Here is a 21,235-nt window from a genome sequence, read left to right as displayed (position 1 = left end):
ATCAAAATAATGACCCAAGATACGCGATCTCAAATTCCTAAATTCATCACCATTATCTTACAAGTAATCTGCGTTGCTTCAATCATAATGTTGCTACTCAATAGCGGTGCAAAAGCCATGAATTATCACTGGCAATGGTATCGTATTCCTGAATATCTTTGGCTTAAAGAAGACGGCCAATGGTATCCTGGTGACCTACTTGAAGGTTTAATGGTAACGCTGAAAATATCAAGTATCAGTTTAATCTGTACTGTTGTAATCGGATTTATTACCGCTTTATTACGAATGTCTAATTCTATTGTCGGTAGAGGCCTTGCCCGTGGCTACATTGAAGTCATCCGTAGTACACCTTTACTCGTACAAATCTACCTATTATATTTTGTATTTGGCCCAGTATTAGGCATTGATCGTACGAGTACGGCCATCTTAGCACTGTCTTTATTTCAAGGTGCTTATAGTGCTGAAATTTTCAGAGCAGGACTTCAAGGGATCCCGCGAGGTCAACGAGAAGCTGCTGAAAGTTTAGGGTTATCACAAATTGACAGTTATAGATTTGTTGTTATTCCACAAATGTTTAGAAAAATCATTCCACCGCTCACAAATGAAGCGGTATCTTTAGTAAAAAATTCTTCCATTGTCAGTATTATGGCTATATTTGATTTGACAACAGAAGGACGAAATATTGTCGCAGACACCGCAATGCCGTTTGAAGTTTGGTTTACCGTCGCGGCGATTTATCTTTGTATCACTTTAACATTATCAGCATTAGCTGTTTGGCTTGAACGCCGTTTAAGTATTCCTAACCACTAAATTCACATACACATCGATGGAGAAAGCTATGAAACGCTTTATTACGGTATTAGTGACCGTTTTCACTTGCTTATTAGGGGCAAGTAATGCCTTTGCGGCTGACAACAATAATGCACTACAACAAATAAAAGAAAATGGCACATTACGCGTTGGTTTATCAACATTTGTTCCTTGGGCTATGCGTGATAAACAAGGTGATTTAATTGGTTTTGAAGTCGATGTTGCTAAACGTTTAGCCGCTGACGCAGGTTTAAAAGTTGAATTCGTGCCTACTGCTTGGGATGGTATTATTCCAGCACTATTAGCAGGTAAATTTGATGTCATTATTGGTGGTTTAACCATTACACCTAAACGTAATATGAGTGTTCTTTTTTCTCACCCCTATTCATACTCTGCCGTTCAAATGGTCGCTAATAAAAAACTCGCATCAAAAATGACAACGATTGCAGACTATAATAAACGTAGCGTAACAATTGCCGTACGCAGTGGTGCCTACCCGGTTCAAACTGCACGTCAATTATTTCCAAAAGCAAAACTACGCCAGTTTGATGATGAAACTCAAGCTTTCCAAGAAGTACTCAATGGTAATGCACAAGCAGCATTAGCTTCGACTCCAACACCTGAACAAATGGTCATTAAAAATCCAGATAGTTTATTTATGCCCTTTAAAAAACCATTAACACGCTATGCGACAGGTTTTGCTATCCGCCAGGGTAATTTTAATTTACTCAACTTCCTGAACAATTGGATTCAAGTGCGCACAGAAGATGGTTGGTTAAATGAACGTTACCAATATTGGTTTAAAACAACTAATTGGCAAAATCAGGTTAACGAGAATAAATAATAATGACTGTAGCTAAAACGTCATGTCACAGTACATCACAGGCGGGTTCACCCCTGCCTGTGAATCGTCGCTTTAATTTCAAACTCAATAAGCTCGATATTATTTTACTCATCATTATTGGGTGTTTTATTAGCTGGTTAGTTTATCGATCATCCATTGGTATTCACTACAATTGGCATTGGCATCAAGCATTCAAGCTGATCTTTACTAATAGTAAAGATGGTGGAATACCTTATTTTATGCAAGGTATTATTAGTACTATTCGAGTCAGTATCTGGGGAATGATTTTTGCCGCCACATTTGGTTTATTGATCGCTTTAGCGCATCGCTCATCATTTAAAATCATTCAGCTTATCGCAAGTAGCTATATTCAGTTATTACGTAACATACCACCACTTGTATTTGTGTTTATATTTTATTTTTTCATTTCAAATCAATTGGTTCCACTACTCGGTCTGAGTGATCTATTTCGTCACTATAATGGCAGCGAAAATATATTACAAATCGTTTTATTTGGACACAGTAATCTATGGGAAAATTTATTTTCAGGTGTACTTTGTGTAGGACTTATTGCTGCGGCTTATATCGCTGAAATTATTCGCTCTGGTATTGATACTATTAGCAAAGGCCAGTGGGAAGCTGCTGATTCATTAGGCTTATCAACATATAGTCGGTTTCGATTTGTAATATTTCCACAAGCCCTAACTGCGATCATACCGACACTTGCGGGACAGTTTATATCCATTGTAAAAGACTCTTCTATTATTTCATTGATTTCTATACAAGAAATGACCTTTACTGGTTCTGAAATCGCTAATTCCTCAGGGTTTATCTTTGAGATATGGCTTATTGTTGGAGCGGTCTACTTTATCTTATGCTTTAGTTTATCGTTACTCTTTAGAAAGCTAGAAAAATACAGTTCACGTCATTTACAACATTCATAAATATCATATGTAAAACCCAAAAATAATAAATATTCTTGGGTTTTATTTTTTGATATTCCATCTTCTCTATCTTCATACCTTGATATTAATAAATAAAATTATAACTGCGTATACAATAATTATATTATTTGTAAATATTATGTATTTGTTTACTACTTACTATTTTTATATATGCTGTAATTAACCTCTTAAGTTTATTCTTCATGATATCCCCCATGACTACCAATGAATATAAGTTAATTATAGTCAATATTTATACTGTAGGATGGAAATATTATTAATTGTTTGTGCAACGGTTCACTATTAACCATCGTAAGATACTTGGGTCTTCACACAAATCACTGATACACTCATGACAAACATTTAATAATGAGCACGAGCATGCAAGGTACACTCAGTAAAATGAAATCATCACTTGGAGACGTTGTTGATTACTATCTCCCTGTTGGCGATCAACAACTTCATCTTAATCCATTTATTGGTAAGCAATTAACCCTTACTCATACGGGTAATATTTTCTGCTGTTCATGTGGCAAGAAAACCAAAAAAAGTTATTCTCAAGGGCATTGCTTTCCTTGTATGAAAAAACTGGCTAGCTGTGATATGTGTATTCTGAAGCCAGAAACTTGCCATTATGCAAAAGGAACCTGCCGAGAGCCGCAATGGGGCGAAGATAATTGCATGGTGCCACACTATGTTTACCTTTCTAATACTTCAGCTCTTAAAGTTGGTATTACCCGCCACACTCAACTCCCTACTCGTTGGATTGATCAAGGTGCAACTCAAGCGCTTGCCGTATTAAAAGTAAAAACGCGCCAAATATCAGGCTTAGTTGAAGTTGCCATTGCTGAAATGGTGGCAGATAAAACCAATTGGCGCACAATGCTAAAAGGTAATAATGCAGATATCGATCTCCAGCAACAAGCTCAATTGTTATTACCAGAAGTAAAACAAAAGCTTGCTGAGATAACTGCAGAGTTTGGTGAAGATGCTATCGAGTATTTAGATAATGACATTGTTGATATTCATTATCCCGTTGATCACTTTCCAACCAAAATAGCGTCTCATAATTTTGATAAAGAGCCCGTTGTAAGCGGTATTCTTGAAGGAATTAAAGGTCAATATTTACTGTTCGATACTGGCGTCATTAACATCCGTAAATTTAGCAGCTATGAAATCATCGTAGCTGAATAATCTTTACTCATAAAAACAAAAACGGCATTCCTCTTTAATAAGGGGAATACCGTTTCTTATATCGTAATCGTAATAGAAGAAAATATTTATTTAGCTTGAGGTTGAATATATTTACGCTGACTATTTTGTACAGCAACATCACGCATAAAATTCTCACCTAAAACAACACCATTACCACCATCAATAAGTTGATATGCGACTTCATCATTACGATCACCCAATTTTGTCCGTAATAAAACGACGGGTAATCGCTTTTGATCATCCGATTTTTCCCATGCTTTTACTGGGTATTTATATTCTTTCGCTTGAAAAATAAATTTCACCCAATTATCACCATCACGCTCAAATTCCACGAGATCTTTAACACCAATTCGAGATGTTGATGATTTAGGATCGATATAAGCAGAAATATGTTGGGTACCTGATAATACTAGCACCCATTCATGATGTCCTAAAATTAGCATGCCATCTTTGGTGGTCTTTTTTGTAGTCGCCTTTTGCTTATGATTAACAGCCGCTAACTTTGCAGATGCGGTTGAAGCCGTGATTTTATCAGTTGTCACGTTTGTAGGCGCGAAGACCTGTTTTTTTATTTTAATTACTTTTTTTTCCGCCGCTTCTGTTTGTTCTTTTGCCGCCGCTTTTATTTCAGCAGCAGTCACCATTGAAATAAATGTCAATGGCTTAGTTATTGGTTTTATTGCTGGTACTGCCAGTTGTTGATCATCATTTGCAGCTAATTGCTGAGCACAACCAAAAAGAAACAAGGCTAATAAACCGACTGCAGTTTTCTTCATAAATTATATCGTCCTTTACATTTTCACAGATCATAACTAACCATAATACGTAGATTCATATTCTGCCAAATAATTCTATGCCATCAGATACATCGTTATTGTATAACTGACTCATATTGTGAAAATTTATTGGTTAGCCATTGTTCATTGTACCAACCCATATTACGGCTATGTTTAGCATCATCCCATAAACTAAAAAAATGACGACGCTCTTCAAAACCATCATCTAAATGACTTTTTTCTAGATAACGTTCAGCGATATGTAAATCACTTCGAACATCAAATAAATGAATTACATCCAATTCTCGATGTTTAAAACCGCTATCACAAGGATCCAATAATCCCGCGACTTTAAACGTTGTTGGATCAAAAAGTACATTGGCGATATGACAATCATCATGTACAAAAGATGATGACTCATGGGCAATCGGGGCTAAAATTTTGGTTCTATTTTCCCAAAGATCAGTGAATTTTTCTTTTAACTTCGAGCTAAAGGGTGAACCTGCACTCATTAAATAGTGATACACACTGCCCATCCAATCATCAAATGCTGAACCTAAATGTTGACTAAACTCACCATTTGAAAGTTCAAACCCTTGTGGATGCTGATGCTCATGCAGTGCTAATAAAATATCAGTATAGTCCTCTCTAAATATCATCACAGCTTTAGAATCATCAGGTAATTGATGTGCAGAGACCCCATCTAACCAATCTAAAACAATATAATCATATCCAGCTTCTCGGCCAAAAAAATAAATTTCAGGCACTGGGCATGATACAATTTTACGCAGCTGCTCTAAACTCGCGACTTCTTTTCCAATACGACCAATTTCACGCGAAAACTTAACCACAATTTTCGACTTCCCTGAGGCAAGAAAAACTACCCAACCATAAAAGGTTTCCTGAATATCACACACATCAGTTTTACGACGAAACATTGTAAAAAAAGCATTTTCAGCAATAGTTTTAAGTTGGGGTTTATTCATCTTTGTTACCTTGATTATCATGGTCACACAATACAGATGATTTATACCTATGTGGAATAAACCATTGGTTTTAAGTGACTTTTCGTTATTTTATGTTTTAAGAATGCATCATAACAGCGAAGATAACCAGTATTGACGAATAGAAAAGATGAAAATAGTTTACTTTTACTTACAATTTCATTTTTAGTGATAATAATCACTTTTTTTACTGATAATTTAGAATTCTAAACTATTTAATTTGTTTATATAAAAACAACCAATCTATAACATCAAAAAACAACTAAAAAACATATAGATAAAAGGTATAAATATGCTTTTTTGGTATGTATTCTATTGCAAATCTCTTGTGCGCTTAATTTGTGACAAAAAAACGTCTTGTTTTGTAATCATTCAATAAGAACTTCTTTTTTTTACTTACATAAAATAACTTTACATTTTCATTGTTCTCCTTGCTTAAAGTTGATCGTTATCTAGCTGTTTTTTGTGACCTAGATAAAGTTTTCATGCTAAAAGTCAGTGTTTAGTGTAATATCCAGCGACCAGAGCCAACCTCATTATGCGCTCTGTATTTAATAACGAACGATATCGGGGCGATATGCAATTACTCGAAGCCAAACTCCATAAAATTGACCGTCATAACTACCGCAGCTATTCAAGTATGCGCGGTGAATATCACTTTGTTGATTTCGACTTTTTTATCGATACCGTTCAGTCGGATCCCTTTGCGCCAGCTTCTCGCGTTCGTGCTCGTCGCGCTTGGTCATTAACTGACCTCGAATGGCTACGTGAAAAATCGACTGATTATCAACGTGCAGCTCGTGATTTTATTGCACGTTTCTTTGCTGAATTATCACAGCAAGACAATGCAGTCTTAATTGATATGCCAGGACAAACCATTCTTGATCGCACTTCAGTTGTGTTTGATGAAGAAGGTATTGAATTACGTTTCCGCATTAATATGCCTGCCGATGGCCGTACTATTATTGCGAAAAAAACCCTTAACCTATTGACGTTCTATTTACCAAAGATGATTCGTCGTGCCACTATCGCACGTGAATTGCCAATGGATGAGTTACAACGTCACTGTGAAGCGGTTGAAGATCAAGTTGCACTACGTAGCCAGCTTAAACAACATAAGCTGTTAGCCTTTGTTGCAGATGGCAGCTTATTACCTCGTATTGCAGGTAATAGTGATTTACCGTTAACAGACGCAATTCCATTTCTGAGTCCTGATAACTTAGCGGTAGAATTAGAAGCGCCTCATAAAGGTAAAATCCGCGGAATGGGTATTCCAGAAGGTATTACGCTTATCGTTGGTGGTGGTTTCCACGGTAAATCAACCTTATTGAGTGCCATTGAACGTTCAGTGTATGATCATGTTCCTGGTGATGGTCGTGAATATGTAGTGACTAATGATGCGGCGGCTAAAATTCGCGCTGAAGATGGTCGTTGTGTACACAATGTTGATCTATCACCTTACATCAGTAATTTGCCGATGGGTAAAGATACCACTGCGTTTAGTAGCCAAAATGCTTCTGGCTCAACCTCTCAAGCATCATGGTTACAAGAATCCATTGAATCTGGCGCTGAAGCCTTATTGATTGATGAAGATACATCAGCCTCTAACTTCATGATCCGTGATGAGCGTATGCAAGCACTGATCTGTAAAGAAGATGAGCCAATTACGCCATTAGTTGACCGCATTGCACTGTTACGCGATCAACACAACATCTCAGTAATGTTAGTAATGGGTGGTTCTGGTGACTATCTTGATGTGGCAGATACTGTTATTCAAATGCATAACTATGATGCCGTTGATGTAACAGAAAAAGCACGTGCAGTGGTTGCGTCTCATCCAACACGTCGTAAGCAAGAAGGAACAGAAGTTATTGTTCATCCTCGCACACGTCAAATCAACCGCAGTGCATTACAAGCAATGTTAGAAGAAGGCAAGTTCCGTATTCAAGTTAAAGACAAAACATCACTACGTTTTGGTCGTGAATACATAGACTTAAAAGCCTTAGAGCAAATTGCTCACTCTAGCCAACTATTAGCCATTGGTTACCTATGGTTCCAACTTGCGCAAACTAAGGGCTGGGAAAAAAATCCTACTCATGCGTTTGCCAATATGTTGCACGATAATTGGGCTGATATGATGCCTAAATATGGTGAAATGGCTAAACCTCGCGTTATTGAGGTTATGGCTGTATTGAACCGAATGCGAAAAGCTGAATTTAAGTAAGCTTTAAGCTGACCTCAGTTATTCTTTAAACCCCGCATAATGCGGGGTTTATGTTAACTCAGGATACGGTAGCGCAATAACTTACAATCAACTATAATATGCGGTCATTTTATTCGCAGATTACATTCATAAGCTTACCTTAATCATTAGTTTATGAATGTAATCGGCATAGGCCGACAGTTTAGGAACACAGCATGTCATTTTTATCTCAAGGTTTTTCTCCAGAACTTGTTAAAGCGTTAACCGAAATTGGTTACGAGAAATTAACCCCAATTCAGCAACAAGCAATGCCTCAAGCACGACGTGGTGCTGATATTTTAGCATTGGCACAAACAGGTACAGGCAAAACAGCCGCTTTTGCATTGCCTATTATTCAAAAGTTGTTGGACAAACCTGCAACAAAAAGTCGTTTTAACGTTCGTGCATTAATTCTTGCGCCAACCCGTGAGCTTGCAGAACAGATCTCAGTTAACATCAACGATTACGCTAAGTACACTAATATTAACTGTACCGCGGTGTTTGGTGGCAAAAAAATGTCATCTCAAGAAAGATGCCTAGAAAAAGGTGTTGATATTCTTGTTGCAACACCTGGTCGTTTAATTGAGCACATAGAACAAAAGAACGTTTCATTAGCGAACCTAGAATTTCTAGTGTTTGATGAAGCTGACCGCATGCTTGATATGGGCTTTATCGGTGCTATCCGCGTTATTCTAGAAGACATTCGTACCAAGCCACAAACAATGTTGTTCTCTGCAACCTCTTCTGCGCAGATGAATGCATTAGCCGCTGATATTCTACGTAAACCACAGCGTATTACTGTAACACCAGAAAACAGCACAGCCGCGACGGTTTCTCACGTAGTGTATCCTGTTGATCAAGACCGTAAACGTGAAATGCTGTCTGAATTAATTGGTAAGAAAAACTGGCCACAAGTATTGGTTTTTGTTAACTACAAAGAAACCGCTAACCAGTTAGTGAAAGAACTAAAACTTGATGGCATTAAAGCGGTTCTTTGTCATGGTGATAAAGCACAAAGTGCGCGTCGTCGTGCATTAGAAGAGTTTAAAGAAGGTAAAGCACGTGTAATGATTGCGACGGAAGTTGCGGCGCGTGGTTTAGACATTCAAAACTTACCGTATGTTGTTAACTACGACATGCCATTCCTTGCTGAAGACTATGTTCACCGTATTGGTCGTACTGGTCGTGCAGGACAAAAAGGCAATGCAATCTCATTTGTTAGCCGTGAAGAAGAACTGACATTAGTGCAGATCGAACGTTTGATTAACCAACGTATTCACCGCGTACAATTGGAAGGTTACGAGCCAAAGAGCCGTGAAGCGCTAGTCGTGCGTATGAATACTAAAGCCGCTTACCGTGATCGTGCAGGTCGTCAAAACAACCCGACTCAAGATCAATCAGCCGCTGAACGTCGCGCACGTTTACGTAACGCAATTAGCAGCAAAGCAACCAAGATCACTCGCTTGAAAAAGTAAGTTAAGTACATTCTTTAATGTATTAACACGAAAAAGCCGAGCTAAGATTTTATCTTACTCGGCTTTTTTATTTCATCTTTACCAATGCATATTAGCAATGTCGATTAGTCGTAACCATTAATAACAAATAATAGCGTATTAGCACTAGCACGGTATTACATCGCTAAAATCTAACTATAATGTTCGACGTTCAGCTTTAGTGGGGAAAATTTGACACCAATCTTTCTTCATATCAACCACTTGCCACTGATGCTGTTTTGCTGCTTGCATCAATGCAGGGGTAAATTTACCTTCAAAAGAATCAGCACCATATTGCCATTCCCGTGCGCTATCAGTGTGATGAATCAACATGCCTAAACTCGCGCCTTTTTGAGAGGTTGTCCATGACAACATCGCTTTATCACCCGTCGAATTACCAACCGCTAGAATAGGACGCTTACCAATGATCGTTGCAATATTGATCGCCTTTTGTGGGCCGTCATCAATGTATACCAACTTATCATTCTTAATTAATCCACCGTCTTTATAAGTATAACCAAACGCAGTACCAATCACATTTTCAGCAGGAATATGATAAATAGCCTCACTCCATGGCTTGATAAATGCACCACCAGCACCGGTTACAATAAATACTTTAAACTGATGTGCGTGAAGATAGTCAATCAACTCAATCATCGGTTGATAAACTAAATCTGTATATGGACGTTTAAAGCGTGGTGATTGGGCTGTTGAGAGCCAGTCTAAAACATCTTTACTATATTGCTCGGGCGTTAGTCCTGCTTGTGACGTAGCTAAAATAGGCAATAATGCCCCCCAGCCTTTCGCGAAAATAGCTTTAGTATTGTTATCGAGTACCCACTTATACGGTGTTTCTGTTTTCCACTCAGGATGCTGCGCACTTTCATGCTTAATTTGACTAAAAGCAAACAAGAACTGCGTATAAGTTGGCTTTTCAGGCCATAAAGTTCCGTCATTATCTAACACCGCAATACGTGCGCTGGGCTTCACGAAATCAGGATTTCCAACGGTTGTCACTTCATTAACAAACTGAGTGATCGCACTACGACTAGCACCATTGTTCCATAATGGCAGCACATCACCATTATTTAAACATGTTGCACTATAAGCAGACGTTGATACAGCAAGTAAGCTGGCAACACCAATCCAGATTGCTGCTATTTTTTGTCTAGTCACAAACCTATGATCCTTATTCTTCGTTTTTATCGTAATAAAAAGCAGGCCATAAATAACCTGCTTTTTTATTTCTTATTTTCTATTTCTTATTTGATTCTAGTTGTAATCTGCGTAAGGATTAACACTACTTAATGTAATTGCATGTTCAAACGCAGACAATTTAATCGCATCAGGTGTAATAGTAACTGAATGCTCATCCATTACCGCTTCACCAAACTGATAACGAATAGTTTCTTGCCCTTGGCATGCGTTAGTATCGTTACGTATTGTAACCGCTTTAACAGCCTGATTACGCACCTGATAAGCGGCTATTGCATCACTACCGTATTTCGCCGTTAACATTGCAACGGTTTGTTGCGGTGATAACACAAGTCCGGATGCATTGTTACCACCAAAGCCTTTCGCATTAAGAATAACAGCTTTGTAAGCTTGGCCGCAATCACCCGCGAAAGTGTGCTCGGTAAGAATATTCAGATTTGAACAATGAACATCATCAGCAATATGATCAATGGTATTAATCGCAGGTAGCCAACCGTATTGCCATACACCTAATGAAGCGACAAGCTGATCCCCAGCGGCTGCACTCATTGAATGACCTACATACGATTTAATCGCTGCGACAGGCCAGCTTTCAATACCAAATGTTTTAGCGACTTCATTAAGAATATGGCTTTCAGTCACGCGGTTTTGCGGTGTGCCTGTACCGTGAGCTTGGACAAATGTTTGCTTTACGCCCTCTTCACCAAGAATCGCTTTTGCCAATGCCGCAGCTTTCGCGACGGTGACATAGTTACCAACACCAGGCGCTGAAATTGACTTTTTATTCGCATCAGCATTCACAAACACATCAGCCACAGAACCATAAATATTAGCCCCTAGCTCAAGTGCTAATTCGTCATCCATTAGCACCACAAATTGCGCAGATTCCGCCATGGTAAAACCTGCGTTTGATGAAAATGGACGACAAGCACGACGATTATCAACACGATCACAGCCATCAAGTGCTTTTAATTGCTCATCTTCAGCCAATGCGCCCATCACCCGGAAGCCTTCCATGATTTCAGGAACAACAGGTGCTTCAGCATTACCGACAATCACAACTTTCGCTTTGCCATGTTGAATATCGTGCATACCTTGACGTAGATTATATAAGAACGTTGCACATGCCCCCATGTTTGTACCCGTTGCGCCAATACTGTTAATCACATAGCCATTAATAAAGTCAGCGGGCATTTGCGCTAATGATAACGCCATCATCTTAGAACTTACACGACCGCCAGTAAGATGCGCCGCAATCATGCCACCTAGCGAGTTATCATCAATTTGCGCTAAACCACTGCCCGCATAGACTGACACTTCGTCGGGTTTGATGTGGCGTAAAACTTCATCCCACTCAAAACCTAACGAGTTAAGTGCATCTGAAGCACCATATATTGTGAGCGACAAACCACGCGGATGAAAACGAGAATTATATAATTTACTAGGATCAAAACCGGCAGGAATATTACCGCCACTAGAAACAGGAAAAGCAACTCGCCCCTCAACTAAGGCATCAAAATCACCATTAACAGTAATAACGGCTTTTGCACCTTGAATATCAACCTGCCAGTTGCTTGGAATATGATTAGGTAATTTAGATTTACGTAAGGTAAATGTGATTTGATCATCTGCTGAATTGAGATTCGCTTTATATTGATATAACAGATTATCAGGATCAAACGAATCAATACGGCGTACACACGTACCCGCTTTAATTGCAGTAATAATATCTTCAGTAATAGCGCCATCATCACTCAATCCCATTCGACGAGCGAGATCTTGCCATGTTGATTGCATTGTATCTTCAGATAGCACATCAGCAATCATAAGTTTATAACTATGAAAGCCAGAACTGCGACCAGCGGCATTGATGCCACCCAAACCAACAATTAGCGGTAATTTTGCCATTTTAATATCCTGAGATCGATTTAATACATCGTTTGAATCAGAATATCAGTATTAATCTGTGATTCACTCTATATTTATGCCAAAATCACTGCCATTACAGCCAAAGATGCGAAAACATTACAATGATGTGTGTTTTATGCACAATTATTGTCAGAGGTAGAATAATGAAAGTAGGTTTTATACTTTTTCATAGAGCATTAATTACGGGCATTTCATTAAGTGCTGAAATGTTAACCAGTGCCGCCAGCCTTCGTGATCGTAAAACTCAACGACAGTCACCCTTTGATATTAAGCTTATTGCTCCAACACTCACATCGCCAAACTTAACCGCAGGTATTCGCATTCAGCCTGATATTACATTTGAAGACCCCGCAAATTTTGACATTATTATTGTGCCACCAATGTGGGGCAACCCAATATCTGCACTGTCAAAACACCCCGAAATCCCCCCTTGGTTAATTAAGCAATATCATAATGGTGCTCAAATTATTGCAACAGGAACTGGCGTGACTTGGCTGGCTGAAACGGGGTTACTAAACCATCAAACTGCCACTACCCATTGGTATTTTTATGACAAATTCTCGCAACGTTATCCACAAATAAAACTTAACCGTAAAGCCTCTATTACTTCAGCGAATGGGCTTTACTGCACCGAAAGTATTAACTCACAAACCGAAATGGTGTTGTATTTAATCTCTAAATATTATGGGCAGAAAATCGCCAACACCATTGAAACCCATTATGGTCATGAAATCAGTAAATCGGGTCATCAACCTTTTTATGAAATTGGCGGCCAAGTGCAATTTGATGAATCAATCGCCCAAGCACAAGATTGGATGCAACGCTATATGTCGCAGCCATTAACCACCCAACAAATAGCACTGCATTGTGAATTACCATTACGCAGCTTTAATCGTAAATTTAAAGATCAAGTCGGCCAAGCACCCCATCAATATCTACAAAAAATAAGAATGGAAACAGCCAAAGAATTATTACGGGATTTTGGAATGTCATTGTCTGATGTATCAGAACAGGTGGGATATAAAGATGCTTACCATTTTTCAACACGATTTCAAAAAGAATTTGATATTACACCGTCACAATACCGCAATATGGTAAAAGCCAAAGCGTACAATGTTCAATAACCACAATTAAATAATAAAACAAAAACGCCTAACAATAATTGCTAGGCGTTCTTAGTATAATAAGTGCTTTTATGACAGCGATTAAAATTTTCGACTGGTCACATCTTCGTACTCACCATCAATCACGTTTGCTGTCGTTTGACGCTGCTGACGAAACACATTGTTCATAGTTTCATCTTGCCCAGCAAAACCTTCTGTGAAATTATTTTCTTTAAATTGCATACCTTCGGCAGCAAGTTTACGTTTAATAAATGGCTTCGCAATCATTGCTGCAAGGCCAAGAAACAATGCCATAATGGTAGCAAAAGAAACTGCAAATAAACCGATTACAACAGCAAAAAAACCAGTAAGTAAATTTCTCATGGACACGCCTCTCTAAATCATATCAATCAGGCTATTAGGTTATCCTAATGTTTATTTCATACCTGATAAGTTCGCTTATTTTAACATCAATTCAATACTTTTATTATCTATGTAGATAATAGCTTTTTATAAATGAACCAATCATGAACACAAGCATTAATTTGTTATATAAAGTATGTTTTATTATACTTTACAGTGAAAGGAAAGATAATTTTTATTCATCGATAAAATGTTACTATTCGTTTGCTGTAATAATGGCTTAAACGGCTAACGTCATTTCACTATAAATATCGCACTGAATACGACTAATTTTATCATTAGCCAATAAGAAGTAAGCATCTTGAGGTAAATCTTGAGAAAACACCTCACTATAAGTCATCCCTGCATATACGCCGCGAAATACAGCACCGGTTAAACCATGAGAGATAATAATTATATTCTCAGGCACTGAAACATCGGCTAAAAAATCTTCAATACGATCTTTAACGCCATAGTATGACTCCGCATTTGGCGCCATTAAATACCAATCACGTTGTTCGCAAAGCCGTGGTTGCTGGGCTTTAAGATCAGGAATATATGCTTTTTCCCAATCGCCTAAACAAAATTCTTGTAAGCGTATATCTTGCACTATCTTATCTGAATCAATACCTATTTGTTCTGCAACGATTGCAGCAGTTTGCATCGCACGACCTAATGGACTTGAATAAATAGTCCACTGCCGTTTGTTTGCTAATTTATTTTTTAAAGATAAACCGATCGTCGTTGCTTGTTGTTGTCCTAAATCTGTTAGACTAGAATTACAATGTCCTTGTAAGCGTTGTTGTGCATTAAAAACTGTTTGACCATGACGTAATAAAAATATGCTTTTTGACATTATGCCCCCTTGTGTAGCGCTTTAGATTATACTATCAAGGCATCACCAACAATATAAAAACCAAAAACAAACACTAACGCCTGTTTTTATTTTTAACTCATTCTTGTCATCAAAAATAAAATAAACAAACCAACGCAAACGATTACCTTAGCTAAGATATTGATCTTAAATAAAAAAATAAAATAATCACAGACAATAGCACTCTTTATACCCATAAAGCATCATGTTATGATGCCGTCCCTATTTAGCCAATGAACATATAACAGACAATTTAATACGTCTAACCTCTGCTTTGTTATAAGCAATTCGCATCTTTGGCTTATACGGATATAGCCTTTAAGTAATTCATAAAATAATTAAAAATCACTGAGAAACACTAACGATATCAATACAAATTTGTTCTCAGTAGATAAAAAGAATAGAGACTATTAATGGTAAATATCATTATTAACGGTAACACATTCAAGGTAAATCAAAGTCTAACCTTGCTCAACGCTGCAGAAGAATGTGGCATTACTATTCCATCGCTATGTGGTATCGATGGTTTTCATCATAACTGTGATTTATGTGACGTTGAAGTTGAACATCATGGCACGGTGAAAGCGTGCCGCACGTATCCTACCGAAGGGATGATCGTTACAACAACGTCAACAGCATTAATTCAACGGCGCAAACACGCATTAGAGCAGATATTATCCGCCCATAATATCAGTTGCAGTGTGCCACCATGCCAAGTCGCTTGCCCAGCAGATGTTGATATTCAATCTTATCTCTATTTTATTGCGACTAATCAGCCTCAAAAAGCCATTGAAGTCATCAAAAAAACACTACCAATGCCACTGTCTATTGGTCGAGTATGCCCCGCTTTTTGTGAAGCTAAATGTCAGCGTAAATTAGTGGATGGTTCAATTGCGATTCGACAGATAAAACGCTATGCCGCAGATATTGATCTAGCATCATTACATGCTTACACCCCAACAAAAAAATCCACTAAAGCACAGAATATTGCCATTGTTGGTGCCGGTCCTGGTGGATTAAGTTGTGGTTATTTCTTAAGTAATGAAGGTTACAACGTCACTGTGTTTGAATCTATGCCTCAAGCTGGCGGTTGGTTACGCTACGGCATTCCAGAATACCGCTTACCTAAAGCTATTTTAGATCAAGAAATTGACATCATGTGCCGTAATGGTATGACGATTGAAACCGATAAAAAGTTGGGTACTGATTTTACGTTATCGTCATTACAACACAACTATGATGCCGTCTGTTTAGCGGTTGGTGCTTCACTCGCCAGTGAAATGAATTATCAAGGTACCGATCTTAATGGGCATTATCTTGGTGTCGACTTTTTAAAAGATCAGATGCTAGATCAACACTATACCATCGGTAAAAAAGTAGCGGTTATCGGGGGGGGGAATACAGCAATTGATTGCGCACGAACAGCATTACGTTTAGGGGCACATACCACCCTTATCTATCGTCGTACCCGTGATGAAATGCCGGCTGAATTATATGAAATTGAAGAAGCAGAACACGAAGGGGTTAACTTCTTATTTTTAACTAATCCGGTGGAAAATATTGCCGATGAAAATGGTCATATTTGCCAAGTAAAATTAGAAACTATGGCGCTTGGTGAACCTGATGCGACAGGTCGCTGTTCTCCGAAGGCGACCGGTGAATATGTTTATGCTGAATTTGACACAGTGATTGCTGCTGTCTCACAGAAAACAGATACGCGATTTTTAGATAACGATACTGTTCAATTGCCTATCAACCATAGGAATACACTCGATACCGATGAACAAACAATGTATTCAGGTGTCGATAAGATTTTTGGTATTGGTGATTTTCGTCGAGGTCCAGCAACGGCTATTGAAGCGATTGCTGATGGACGTAAAGCTGCCCAAGCGATTGATGCGCAATTTGGTGGCAACATGGAAAAACTCTACACCGAGTCATTCCGTGAACGCAATGTGGCGCGTGGACATTTAATTCGACCCGACCATGTCAATAAGCTCAAAAATGTAATGCGTTCATTACTTTCAAATTCAGATAATAATGCAACTGATATTGAAGCTCAGCTTGAACATGTATTAAAACAAGTCATGCGCAATAAAATGTCAGAGTTGAATGTTGATGATCGCCATTTGAGTTTTAATGAAGTTGAAACAGGCTATAGCCATCAAGCTGCTATTGATGAAGCAAAACGTTGTCTAAGCTGTGGTTGTCACGATGGTAATGACTGTAAATTACGTCATTACGCGACCGATTATCATGTTGATAAGCAATTGATCATCAGTGGATTACGTCCTATTAGTGCTTAATCAAATTTAACCCATAAACAAAGTACAAATAAAAAAGCCACACTCATATTGATAATAATCATAAACGAGCGTGGCTTTTGTTTACATTAATACTTTCGTCGTTATTATCTTAACAAATGACGTTAACGAGTTACTTTAACGGTACTGGATTTTCAGCAAAGTAACGTTCAACAATATTTATATCTGATGCGGGACGAGGTACACGCATATTGTGCGCAATACCATTGTAAAGATCTTCTCTTGGCGTTTTATAAAAACTATTAATATTATCATCTAAATATGGCAATTCTTGGCGACGAATCATCATTTGTTGGATATCTTGTGACATCCGTTGCATCCCAGTGGAATATGACGAAAAACTACTCGAATGGCTGCCCCAATGATGACCGAACTCGTGGCCTACAACGCCTATACCTGATTTGTAGTAATGAGCATAATAGTTCCAAGTATCAATACCTAAAACATCGCCACCACCCAAACCACCACCGATGGTTGTAACACCTAATCGAATACCACCACGTTCCATAAACTCTTTGAATATACGTTGGTAATCATCACTACTAAAATAGCCACCTGGCGCATAAACAGGACCTGCATTACCGTAAAACTCATGCTCACCGCCACCAATACTTTGCTTATAATTAAACCATAAATGTTCAAACTCAGGGCTGTTAATCACATAAGCAAAGTTAGCCATGATAATCATCCACTCACGCGCATAAACAGGCGTTATTTTCTCCCAATGGCCATCTGCTCGAGAATATTTACCAAAACTTAAACTCCACTTCATACGGAAATCAGTGATCTTTTTAACAAACTCATCAGTTTCAGATGTTAAACGAATATCAAATAAGTCACTTGGTAGATAACTAACATCGCCAATACCATAGAAAGTCACTGATTGCGTGCCATCAGAAGTAGGATAAGCATAATTATCAACTACTTTTTGTTCTATCTTATATTGGTTAAAAGCAGGTAATTGCTCGACAGAACCCAATGTTAACCAAGTATCACTGCCTTTAAACTGTGCTTCCACATTAAGATTTGATGTTTCTTGAGCGGCATAACTTGTCAGTGCCAAATGGGTCTTATCTTGTTTACCTGATAGTAAACGATTAATTCGTACGGAGTGATTTTCAGTGAGGCTTTCCCAACGCTCTCCATCAAATAATAATGGCGTTCTAACGACATTTTCAGCCATAAGATCAATAGCCGTCGGCGTTTCGCCAACAGTATTCGACAAATGCATTTTTATTAATTCAATATCAGCCAATAATATTGTATTACCTTGTAGCATTGCTAATGTTTGATCTTCTGCTGCTAAATCAAAAGATGCTGTTAACGTCTTTTCTTTATTTTCAATTTGATCAAAATACTTAACCATATTTTGATCTGCTACTGCGATATTTTCAGGATCATTAAAATGTAATTTACCCTTTGAATATACATTTAATTGACCATTTTTATCTGCTGTATAAACATCACCATTCTTTGTTTCATAAACATTACGTTTAAAATGTGTTGTATATTTTGGCTCAACTAATTCAGTACTCTTTTCAAGATTCGCAATGTCATAAACATAAGTTGCTGTATTATCAAATGAAGCAATGAGTTCATTACCAACAACTTCTAATTTTATATTGCGTAATATATTATTACTTTCAGGCAAACTTAAAAAAGCATATTTTGACGCACGTTTATGATTACTTTCCGTTACATCACTTTGATTATAAACAGAAATCTTACCTGTAATGTCTGCAACAAAAACATAATTATCATTTGCTGCGACAGCATAAGGATGCGTTAATGTCGTGTTGAATGTATTACCAGACCATGTCCCTGTACCTAATGACATAATAATTTGGTCGTCATTCTGTGTATCATAAATATCAACACGGTTTGACGATAATGACGCAACATATAATCGATTTTTATGCTCTGTAATATCACTGACTATACGGTATGTTTCCGCAACACCATTTTTAGTAAACCCGGTAATTGGCGTTAATGGTTGCTGAGTTTTTAAATCAAAACGATCAACACGAGAAAATGTACTATTTGTATTACCAACATACACTTTATCATTAATCACCGCGATCGATTCAGGCACAAAGTCGCGGGCTTGTTGATAACCAAAACTAGAGAAGTCGAGTTTTTTTGCCGAGCCTAAAAATTGGGTAATAGATAATTTTTCATTATCTTCAATAGCACATGATGCAGTCTCAATAACAAGGTGACTATCCCCGACTGGCGTGGCAATTAGATTATTAGGTGAATATTCAATTAAACAGCCATTACCATAATCATAATTACCAAATGTTTTATTAACCATCACGATACCAAGATCGTACCAAGTCAATTCCCAGTCTGATCCTATAAAGTCAAACACATTTCTAAAACGCGTTTCATCAGTAAAAGTAGGAGTCGGAAAATCAAACTGAATATAATTATCATTATTAAGATGATAGTTTATACCGTTAATGCTGATATTACGCTGACCATCAATAATAACTATATTATTTTCATCTTGAGCTAATAAACGAATTTCTTCTATTTTATCATTAACTTTATTATAAATAGTTTGAGATTCAGATTTAATATATTCGTCAGAAGTAATATAGTTAGACGCAGATACATTAATACTTAATAATGCTGCTGCAATGGATAATACAATCACTTTTTTTTTCATATGCCTAGCCTCGATGTAATATTTGGCCAGTATGCATGCTACTTTTTACTTTGTAATGTGATTTTTCTTCTTCATTGAAAGTAGTTTTAATTCGTATATCTTTTTTATAATTAATACCTTACAAGTATACATGCGACAATTAAAATAACCAAAGAGAATGGTTCAGGTTAGACCTATATGATAAATTTATTCAATTAATAAGATAAAATCATAGGTAGTATATGTATCATTAATATTTTCTAGCCATAATAAAACTTAAACTATTACGTAATATTATGGGGAAAATAACGATCATCATATATGGATATGGATATGGATATGGATATGGATATATTACAGTATGTTTTATAAAAAAATTGCCAGTAACTATTACATATACTGGCAATTATAAAAAATTAACCTACCAAATTCATTGGACGTAATTTTACATATTCAAACAATTTGTATTCTTCAGCTGTCGTTAAAAAATTCTGAAAATGTGTACTTGCTAAATGCTCATCAAGGTGGGCTTGAGAAAGCCACACTTCTTGCATCACAAATAAACCCTCTACATTTTGATCAGTGAACAACTGATAACTCTCACAGCCTTTTTCTAAATGCGTCGGCGCAATCAGTGATTCTAATAGTGCTTGTGCTTTTTCAAGACAGTTAGGATTTGCTTTAATTTCTGCTAATAAATAGATCATGGGTTAACACTCCGTAAAAATTTTTTCATCCGACCAACGTGATTTCGGCACATTAGCATTAAAATCATCAGTACTATGATAGCCAACAGGCACTATCACTAAACTGGTAAAACCTTGCGCGCTTAGATTAAATTCTTTATCTAAAACATCACAATCAAAACCTTCAATAGGCACAGCATCAATGCCCATGGCAGCAACGCCTAATAATAATGAACCAATGTTAAGATAGACTTGTTTTTGCATCCAATGATCAGCATCACCTAGGGTTTTTCGATGTAAATCAACAAAGAAATTACGTCCATCAAACATGCGTTGTTTTGATTGTTCATTAGAGAAACGGCCATCTTGCTGTTCAGATGTTAATAAATCCTTTAGATAATCATCATCAATTGTCGTTTTTGAGCAAAAAACTAACACATGTGATGCATCCAATATTTTAGGCTCATTAAAAACATAAGGGCCTTCAGTCGCTTTTGCTATACGCTGCTTGGCATCATCAGTTGCAGCAACGATAACATGCCAAGGTTGTGAATTCACACTAGAAGCACTTAGCCGAATCAACGCTTTAATTTGTTGTAATTGATCATCAGTTAACTTACGAGAAGGATCAAAAACTTTGGTTGAATAGCGTTTGTTGGCAGCATCAACAATACTCATATTATTTTCCTAGTGCGGTATATTCGTTAAGTAGACACCATACTCT

The 21,235-nt window shown here is 37.4% G+C and carries 17 protein-coding genes; 8 read left to right on the top strand and 9 right to left on the bottom strand.

The features are described from left to right. Window positions 1–9: 9 nt before the first annotated feature. The 4 genes from CIK00_RS04400 (at window position 10) to CIK00_RS04385 (ending at window position 3,792) form a co-directional block, all read left to right on the top strand. Complete coding sequence (locus CIK00_RS04400; RefSeq protein WP_101767711.1) at window positions 10–810, top strand: amino acid ABC transporter permease; 801 nt, start codon at window positions 10–12, stop codon at window positions 808–810. A 28-nt stretch (window positions 811–838) separates the two neighbouring features. After that, window positions 839–1,654, top strand: a complete 816-nt coding sequence (locus CIK00_RS04395) for a transporter substrate-binding domain-containing protein (protein ID WP_101767710.1) — start codon at window positions 839–841, stop codon at window positions 1,652–1,654. A 2-nt stretch (window positions 1,655–1,656) separates the two neighbouring features. Then, a complete protein-coding gene (locus CIK00_RS04390; protein ID WP_101767709.1) occupies window positions 1,657–2,598 on the top strand; it encodes an amino acid ABC transporter permease in 942 nt (313 codons plus the stop codon). Between the two features lie 369 nt (window positions 2,599–2,967). Then, window positions 2,968–3,792: a DUF2797 domain-containing protein gene (locus CIK00_RS04385; RefSeq protein ID WP_373322853.1), complete on the top strand. Its 825-nt coding sequence runs from the start codon at window positions 2,968–2,970 to the stop codon at window positions 3,790–3,792. A gap of 86 nt (window positions 3,793–3,878) precedes the next feature. On the opposite strand, the gene CIK00_RS04380 is transcribed toward CIK00_RS04385, so the two are convergent. Together CIK00_RS04380 and CIK00_RS04375 are read right to left on the bottom strand one after the other, a co-directional pair. Further along, on the bottom strand, window positions 3,879–4,589 hold the full coding sequence (locus tag CIK00_RS04380; RefSeq protein ID WP_232579059.1) for a putative ATP-dependent zinc protease: 711 nt from the start codon (window positions 4,587–4,589) through the stop codon (window positions 3,879–3,881). A 95-nt stretch (window positions 4,590–4,684) separates the two neighbouring features. Continuing rightward, window positions 4,685–5,575, bottom strand: a complete 891-nt coding sequence (locus CIK00_RS04375) for a phosphotransferase (RefSeq protein ID WP_101767707.1) — start codon at window positions 5,573–5,575, stop codon at window positions 4,685–4,687. 595 nt (window positions 5,576–6,170) lie between these two features. Here CIK00_RS04375 and CIK00_RS04370 point away from each other — a divergent pair. Together CIK00_RS04370 and CIK00_RS04365 are read left to right on the top strand one after the other, a co-directional pair. Continuing rightward, window positions 6,171–7,817 carry an ABC-ATPase domain-containing protein gene (locus CIK00_RS04370; protein WP_045036806.1) on the top strand — a complete coding sequence of 549 codons (1,647 nt, stop codon included), beginning with the start codon at window positions 6,171–6,173 and terminating at the stop codon, window positions 7,815–7,817. A gap of 194 nt (window positions 7,818–8,011) precedes the next feature. Then, window positions 8,012–9,310, top strand: coding sequence for a DEAD/DEAH box helicase (locus CIK00_RS04365; RefSeq protein ID WP_101767706.1), 1,299 nt, complete (start codon window positions 8,012–8,014; stop codon window positions 9,308–9,310). 174 nt (window positions 9,311–9,484) lie between these two features. Here the strand turns inward: CIK00_RS04365 and CIK00_RS04360 are convergent, their stop codons facing one another. Beyond that, a complete protein-coding gene (locus CIK00_RS04360; RefSeq protein ID WP_233426530.1) occupies window positions 9,485–10,504 on the bottom strand; it encodes an HAD family hydrolase in 1,020 nt (339 codons plus the stop codon). A 96-nt stretch (window positions 10,505–10,600) separates the two neighbouring features. Continuing rightward, window positions 10,601–12,451, bottom strand: coding sequence for a beta-ketoacyl synthase (locus tag CIK00_RS04355; RefSeq protein WP_101767705.1), 1,851 nt, complete (start codon window positions 12,449–12,451; stop codon window positions 10,601–10,603). A 164-nt stretch (window positions 12,452–12,615) separates the two neighbouring features. Here CIK00_RS04355 and CIK00_RS04350 point away from each other — a divergent pair, with 164 nt between their 5' ends. Further along, window positions 12,616–13,596 carry a GlxA family transcriptional regulator gene (locus CIK00_RS04350; RefSeq protein ID WP_101767704.1) on the top strand — a complete coding sequence of 327 codons (981 nt, stop codon included), beginning with the start codon at window positions 12,616–12,618 and terminating at the stop codon, window positions 13,594–13,596. An 81-nt stretch (window positions 13,597–13,677) separates the two neighbouring features. Here the strand turns inward: CIK00_RS04350 and CIK00_RS04345 are convergent, their stop codons facing one another. Together CIK00_RS04345 and CIK00_RS04340 are read right to left on the bottom strand one after the other, a co-directional pair. Next, complete coding sequence (locus CIK00_RS04345) at window positions 13,678–13,959, bottom strand: hypothetical protein (RefSeq protein WP_101767703.1); 282 nt, start codon at window positions 13,957–13,959, stop codon at window positions 13,678–13,680. 259 nt (window positions 13,960–14,218) lie between these two features. Next, complete coding sequence (locus tag CIK00_RS04340; RefSeq protein WP_101767702.1) at window positions 14,219–14,833, bottom strand: histidine phosphatase family protein; 615 nt, start codon at window positions 14,831–14,833, stop codon at window positions 14,219–14,221. A gap of 431 nt (window positions 14,834–15,264) precedes the next feature. On the opposite strand from CIK00_RS04340, the gene CIK00_RS04335 reads away from it, so the two are divergent. Further along, a complete protein-coding gene (locus CIK00_RS04335; protein ID WP_101767701.1) occupies window positions 15,265–17,157 on the top strand; it encodes an FAD-dependent oxidoreductase in 1,893 nt (630 codons plus the stop codon). A gap of 130 nt (window positions 17,158–17,287) precedes the next feature. Here CIK00_RS04335 and CIK00_RS04330 read toward each other — a convergent pair whose 3' ends face one another. From CIK00_RS04330 to nfsB, 3 genes are all read right to left on the bottom strand, one after another. After that, window positions 17,288–19,846, bottom strand: coding sequence for an NHL repeat-containing protein (locus tag CIK00_RS04330; RefSeq protein WP_101767700.1), 2,559 nt, complete (start codon window positions 19,844–19,846; stop codon window positions 17,288–17,290). A gap of 395 nt (window positions 19,847–20,241) precedes the next feature. Next, window positions 20,242–20,532: a putative quinol monooxygenase gene (locus tag CIK00_RS04325; RefSeq protein WP_101767699.1), complete on the bottom strand. Its 291-nt coding sequence runs from the start codon at window positions 20,530–20,532 to the stop codon at window positions 20,242–20,244. A 3-nt stretch (window positions 20,533–20,535) separates the two neighbouring features. Further along, complete coding sequence (gene nfsB / locus CIK00_RS04320; RefSeq protein ID WP_101767698.1) at window positions 20,536–21,189, bottom strand: oxygen-insensitive NAD(P)H nitroreductase; 654 nt, start codon at window positions 21,187–21,189, stop codon at window positions 20,536–20,538. Window positions 21,190–21,235: the final 46 nt, after the last annotated feature.

This window comes from Photobacterium carnosum (assembly GCF_002849605.1).
GTDB classification, from domain to species: Bacteria; Pseudomonadota; Gammaproteobacteria; order Enterobacterales; family Vibrionaceae; genus Photobacterium; species Photobacterium carnosum.
The sequence above is the reverse complement of the archived record's forward strand: the minus strand, read 5'-3'. Positions and strand labels throughout refer to the sequence as shown.